Source organism: Sulfuricurvum sp., from assembly GCF_019163035.1.
Classification (GTDB): domain Bacteria; phylum Campylobacterota; class Campylobacteria; order Campylobacterales; family Sulfurimonadaceae; genus Sulfuricurvum.
The window spans coordinates 1-6,927 of sequence record NZ_JAFLKV010000101.1 but is presented as its reverse complement, the minus strand read 5'-3'; the positions used below and the strand labels follow the sequence as shown (position 1 = coordinate 6,927).

Genomic DNA, 6,927 nt, shown 5'->3' with positions numbered 1-6,927 from the left:
ATCCTTGTCCGTAATTTAAGCCATACGCGCAAAGGAATCCGATGTCGCTCAAAGTTGTCCTCTCTCATAAAACTCATTATGCTTTTGATAAACCTATCAATCTCTCCCCCCATGTGATTCGCCTTCGTCCTGCACCGCATAGTCGTACCCCTATCGAGGCGTATTCCCTTAACATTAAACCTGATGATCATTTTATCAACTGGCAGCAAGATCCGTTCGGGAATTATCTCGCACGGATCGTTTTCCCCGAAAAAACAACGGAACTCTCTATCGATGTCGAGGCTCTAGCGGAGTTAGTGAGTATCAACCCTTTTGATTTTTTCATCGAAGAGTATGCGTCCAATTTTCCGTTTAAATATAAAAAAGAGCTCAAAAAAGAGCTTTCACCTTATCTGGAGATAGCCGAAGAGGGAAAAAAGCTCAAAAAGTTTCTTAAAACCCTCGATTTAACGCCTCGTCCGATGAATGATTTTCTTGTAGAACTAAATATGGCGGTTCATAAGTATCTCAATTACTCGATACGGATGGAGCCGGGTGTACAGACGTGCGAAGTGACATTGGGAACCAAACTCGGATCATGCCGCGATTTCGCGTGGTTGTTCGTTCAAGTACTTCGTCATTTGGGATTTGCGGCGCGCTTTGTATCAGGGTATCTCGTTCAGCTCTCTGCCGATGTCGCCTCTCTCGACGGTCCGAGCGGTCCGAGTGAGGATTTTACAGATTTACACGCGTGGACGGAGGTGTATCTGCCGGGTGCAGGGTGGATCGGTCTGGATGCGACGAGTGGATTGTTTACGGCTGAGGGGCATATACCATTAGCGTGTACCCCTAACCCTGAGAGTGCCGCTCCGGTCGAGGGGGGGATGGATAAATGTGAGGTGGAGTTTGAGTATTCCAATACCGTAACAAGGATTTTTGAATCTCCACGCGTCACAAAACCTTACCGGAGCGAGCAGTGGGAAGCGATTGACGCCCTCGGGTACAAGATCGATAAAGAGTTGGTAGAGAATGATGTCCGTCTCACGATGGGGGGAGAACCGACGTTTGTCTCTATCGATGATATGGAATCACCTGAGTGGAATACGGAAGCGGATGGTCCTCATAAACGCGAACTTGCTAATGTTCTTTCACGACGATTACTCAAAACGTTCGGAAAAGGGGGATTGCTTCACCATGCGCAGGGGAAATGGTATCCGGGTGAGCCGTTGCCGCGATGGATGTCTACGATTATCTGGCGCAAAGACGGACAGCCGATATGGAATAATCCCGATTTGTTAGCGAGTTTGGATCAGACGTTCGATTATACCCCTGAAGATGCACGGAAATTTTTGGCTACCCTTTGTTTGAACCTCGGTATCAGTGATAAAAACATCCACGATGCCTACAATGATCCTCTCGTGGCACTGTTGCAAGAGTCGCTCTTGCCAATCGATGTCGATCCGATGAAAGTGACGTTGAAAGACTCACTGGAGCGTCGAGCGTTGGCGGATAGCCTCTCCAGCGGTATCGATAAACCGGCGGGATTTGTTTTACCTCTGAACTGGGGAACGACGCGTTGGATTACCTGCCGATGGGAGTTTAGACGCTCCCAGCTCTTCCTCGCACCGGGAACCTCTCCTGTAGGGCTACGTCTTCCTCTGGATTCATTGACCCATAAACCGCATGTCGAGTTGGAGCAAAGTTTCGAGCCTGATTTGTTTGGAGCATTTCCATCATTGGGTGAATACCACAGCGCTGTAAAAGAGCGCGCTTCAAAAGTGATCAAAAAGACGAAAAAAACGGCCGATTATGAAACCTTTGTCCGTACGGCGATCAGTATCGAGATACGTGAGAAAAAACTCTTTATTTTTCTCCCCCCCATTACCGATACCGAAGCCTTTTTAGATCTGATCGCTTCCATCGAAGAGACAGCGGAAGCGATGAAGATGGCGGTGATGATCGAGGGGTACGAGCCTCCGCATGATTTACGGATAGAGCGAATGCGGGTCACTCCCGATCCTGGGGTTATCGAGGTCAACATTCATCCGACATCGAGTTGGCAGGAGCTTACGGGTGTGATCGATACTCTCTATGAAGAGGCGCATCAATCCCGCTTGGGAACGCTCAAATTTATGCAAGACGGTAAGCAAATGGGAACGGGTGGGGGAAATCATGTCACCATCGGAGGACTCACCCCGAGTGACAGTCCTCTGCTGCGAAGCCCTGATCTTTTGCGCTCATTGATTACGTTTTGGCAACATCATCCGAGTTTGTCGTATCTTTTCTCAGGGCAGTTTATCGGACCCACCTCTCAGGCACCGCGTGTGGATGAGGGGCGGTTGGAAAATCTTTATGAGCTTGAGATCGCGTTTAACCAAATTCCTGAGAATGAAGAGGTGCCGTTTTGGCTTACCGACCGACTTTTCAGGCATATGCTCACCGATTTGACGGGGAATACCCATCGCAGTGAGTTTTGTATCGACAAGCTCTACTCTCCCGATTCCTCGACGGGACGACTGGGGATTTTAGAACTGCGCGGATTCGAGATGCCACCGCACGCACAGATGTCGCTGATGCAGATGTTGCTGGTTCGCACCCTTGTAGCCCTCTTTTGGAAAAAACCGTACAAACATAAACTGGTACGCTGGGGGACACAGCTCCACGATAAATTTTTGATCGAGCATTATGTCCGTGAGGATATCCGTGATATCGTTGAATTCTTACGCTCCGAGGGGTACGGGTTTGAGACCGACTGGTTTAATCCGTTTTTCGAGTTCCGTTTCCCATTGTACGGAATGAGTACCATCGAGGGGATACACTGCGAACTGCGCGGCGGGATTGAGCCGTGGAACGTATTGGGTGAAGAGTCGAGTTCACAAGGGACTGCCCGTTATGTTGATTCCTCGCTGGAGCGGGTGCAGGTACGGGTGCGTGATTTTGTGAGTGAGCGCTATGTCCTCACCTGTAATGGGGTTCGTGTACCGCTTGTGAGTACGGGGGTAGAGGGAGAATATGTCTCAGGGGTGCGTTATCGTGCATGGCAACCGTGGTCGGCACTCCATCCGACCATCGGAGTTGATACGCCGCTCGTGTTTGATATCGTCGATACGTGGAACCGACGCTCTATGGGGGGATTCACCTATTTTATCGCTCATCCGGGAGGTCGTGCATACGATACTATTCCGATCAATACTCTCGAAGCGCAATCGCGTCGTATCAGCCGATACTGGGGATTCGGACATACCCAAGGGGAGATGGATGAGGTGCACGAACCGATTAAGCAAGAGATTGAAGAGGGGAAAACCCATAAAGTGGTGAGCCACCCGCAGAAAAAAGTGTTTACGTATCAGGAACTTCCGGGGTCATTAGAGTACCCGCATACTCTCGATTTACGCCGAAAATGGAGCCCTAATGGACAATAAGGTAAAATTAGTGACTTTATTAAAAAGGTAACGGTTTGAATTCGATGTTTGAACGCTATGCCCAAAACTCTACTTATGATGAGATGTTTGATCAGGATAAAAATATTCGTCCTCATTGGGAAAAACTACGCGCAAATCTTGAACAGATCGGTTTGGAACAACTCCATACCAAACAAAAAGAGATTGATTGGCGACTCGAAGATAACGGAGTAACGTACAACGTTTATAACGATCCGGGGGGATTAAACCGCCCGTGGAAACTCGATCCGATCCCCTTAATCATCGAAGAAGAGCAGTGGAATGTTGTGGAAGAGGGGTTAAAACAACGGTGCAAACTTTTTAATCTTCTCTTACAAGATATCTACGGTGAACAAAAAACGATTTCGGACGGGATTATTCCGATGGAGATCATTTATGCTCACGGCGGGTTTATGCGTGAAATGCACGGGATGAAAATGCCGTTGACAATCTACGCTGCCGATATGGCGCGCGGACCCGATGGAAAACTATGGGTGATCAATGATCGGACTCAAGCCCCATCGGGTCTTGGATATGCGATTGAAAACCGCCTTACGATGAACGCTACCATGCGGGATTTGTTTGAGGGGATTTCGGTTCAGCGACTGTATGATTTTTTTGAAACATTTAAATCTCTTTTCCAAAGTAACAGCCGAAATTTCGATCCTCTTAATGTTCTCCTCTCCCCCGGCCCGCACAATGAAACCTATTTTGAACATGCGTATCTCAGCTCTTTTCTAGGACTCACTCTCGTTCAGGGGCAAGATTTATTGGCTAAAAACGGAGCAGTGTGGCTCAAAAGTCTCAAAGGGCTTCGTCGTGTCGATACGATTTTGCGTCGTGTCGATGAGAGTTATTGTGATCCTTTGGAACTTCGAGGCGATTCCCAACTTGGGGTTGCGGGATTGGTGCAGTCGATCCGCTCCGGAGGAGTAGAGATGCTAAACCCTTTAGGGAGCGGTGTACTGGAAAATTTGGGGCTAAATCCATTTATGTCGCATCTGGCACGCTACTTTTTGGATGAAGAGCTTATTTTGCCTCAAATCGCCACATGGTGGTGCGGTCAAGCCAAAGAGCAAGAGTTTGTTTTGGATAATTTAGAGCGGTTGATCATCAAAACGATTGATCGGATCGGGGAAAAACATACGTATGTGGGGAAACATCTGAGTAAAAAAGAGCTTAAAACCCTTCGTCAAGAGATTCTTGCGCAACCGCATCGTTATGTCGGTCAAGAAGAGGTGGAGTTCGCGAGTTGTCCGACCCTGATACAAGAACAGATTGAACCTCGTCGTGCGGTTATCCGTGCTTATACAATCGCTCAGGATAATACCTATACCCTAATGCCGGGAGCTTTGGTTCGCGTCGGGATGAACAATGACTCGTTGATGGTATCCAACCAGTTCGGGGGGAGCAGTAAAGATTTGTGGGTGTTGGGAGAGTCTGAAAGTATACCTCTAGCCCCGCAGTTCAAAACGAAAACGGCCGTAGAACACTCTTTGGAAAATATTCCGAGTCTTCGTGCGGAGAACCTTTTTTGGTTGGGACGTTATTTGATGCGCTCTATTATTACGGCACGGATGATTCGTACTACCTTAAAATACATGACCAACGCTTCACGCTACGATCATATCTCTGCAAGACAAACGCAAGAGATGCTCACGAAAGCACTGACCCATGTCACGATGACGTATCCGGGATTTTTGGAGGAAGATAGCTCTTTATCCGCCTTTGATGAGATCGCTTCCGTTAGCTTTAGTGCAGCGCGTGTGGGAAGTTTGGCACAAATTATTACGATGCTCTCCGGTGCTAATACCTACGCCAAAAGTATTTTGCCGCTCGAAGCCTCCCGCATTTATGAGCGTCTTGAGCGTGAGTGGAATCAGTTTTGTTCCGAAGAGAAACCCTCCCCGAGATTTATGATACATAATCTGGATAAACTCCTGATGCCGTTAATGGCCTATAAAGAGCTGATTCAAGAGTCTCTTTTTGCGGATCAAGGATCGGTATTGTACGAGATCGGTGCACGACTTGAGCGGTCACAACTTCTGATATCGAAAGTCAGAGCATTGTTAATACCCGTTCATGATGTTATCAGTGAGTATGAAATCTTAGAGACGCTCCTGAGTACCTGCGAGAGCCTTAATGCCTATCGTGCCCGCTACCGCTCCTCCTATGAGATGCGAAACATCATTGAATTTTTACTCCTCGATATCAATTTCCCTAAATCGTTGATCAGCGAGATTGAGGGATTGCTGAAAATCCTCCCGCAGTTGCCGAAGTTTAAAAATGCTATCTATCTCAGTCGCTACGAAGAGCCGATTTTTGAAGCATTTTCGATGATACGGCTCAGTAAACTTGATACGCTTTGTGGCTTAGCAGGGGATGAATACGTTCGGAGTGAGCTTGATATCCTTCTCTCCTCTTTATCTGAGCGGTTACTAATAGCCTCTTCTGAACTTTCCAAAACCTATTTTGCCCATTATGATGAGTAGAGAATGATATATACCATTTACCACAGCACCCGATTTATCTATCAACATGAAGTTGGGTTTAGTCATAACCTTATTCGACTCCAACCTCGTGATACGTTGGTTCAAAAAGTACTTAATTTTGATCTAACCGTGGAACCGCTTGCGGCAGAGCGCGAAGCCTATCGTGATTTTTTCGGGAATCATCTCCATCATCTCTTGATACGTGAACCGCACACTATTTTGAGCGTAGCCGCCCAATCACGCGTAGAGATCGATTTTAATGCGATTGAGAGGTTGCAAGAGAGCCGTCAAAGGGTATCTGCCCTTACGTATGCTCAGACACTGGAGCGAATGATGTTTCTCACCTCTGAGATTATTGAAGCCAAACAATATACGTTGAAAAGCCCACTATTATCGATTGCTTCAGCAGAGATAATCGATTACGCCCTCCAATCGATAAAACCTGAACGCTCTTTATATGAGGGTATTAGTGAGTTTATGGGGCGTATCTATAGTGATTTTGCTTTTGTGAGCGGGTTTAGTGATTTGAGTACACCGGTTGAGAGAGTGTTCGCAGAAAAAAAAGGGGTATGTCAGGATTTTGCCCATTTTGCCCTAACCGCTTTGCGCGGCATTGGACTAAGTGCACGGTATATGAGCGGGTATATTGAGACTAACCCTCCCGAAGGTGCAGAGAAACTTTTCGGTTCCGATGCTTCTCATGCGTGGGTCGGAGTTTTTTTCCCGGGGTTTGGTTGGTTCGATTTCGATCCGACAAACAATTTAGTACCGTTGGATCAACATATACTTTTGGGATACGGACGTGACTATGGTGACATCTCTCCGATGCAAGGTGTAGTTAGCGGAAGCGGTTCGAGTCATTTAGGAGTGATGGTAGACGTTTCAAGAGAGTAAAATCACTCGAAACCATATGTATAATGAAGCGTTTGATACGCTTTGAAATCTTTTTAAAAATTTATTGAAAATTCATTCAAATGGCTCTTGACAATTAAGGCTAAATCCCCTATAATTCCCCT

At 47.0% G+C, this 6,927-nt stretch carries 3 protein-coding genes; all 3 read left to right on the top strand.

Annotated features, from left to right (window positions below; translation table 11 throughout):
- The first annotated feature begins 41 nt into the window (after positions 1–41).
- The 3 genes from JZU62_RS07325 to JZU62_RS07315 are packed head-to-tail and all read left to right on the top strand — an operon-like array spanning position 42 to position 6,805.
- On the top strand, positions 42–3,401 hold the full coding sequence (locus tag JZU62_RS07325; RefSeq protein WP_295013361.1) for a transglutaminase family protein: 3,360 nt from the start codon (positions 42–44) through the stop codon (positions 3,399–3,401).
- A gap of 44 nt (positions 3,402–3,445) precedes the next feature.
- Positions 3,446–5,911 (top strand): circularly permuted type 2 ATP-grasp protein, encoded by a 2,466-nt coding sequence (locus tag JZU62_RS07320; RefSeq protein ID WP_295013363.1) that lies wholly within the window; start codon positions 3,446–3,448, stop codon positions 5,909–5,911.
- 3 nt (positions 5,912–5,914) lie between these two features.
- Positions 5,915–6,805 carry a transglutaminase family protein gene (locus JZU62_RS07315; RefSeq protein ID WP_295013359.1) on the top strand — a complete coding sequence of 297 codons (891 nt, stop codon included), beginning with the start codon at positions 5,915–5,917 and terminating at the stop codon, positions 6,803–6,805.
- The last annotated feature ends 122 nt before the right edge of the window (positions 6,806–6,927 follow it).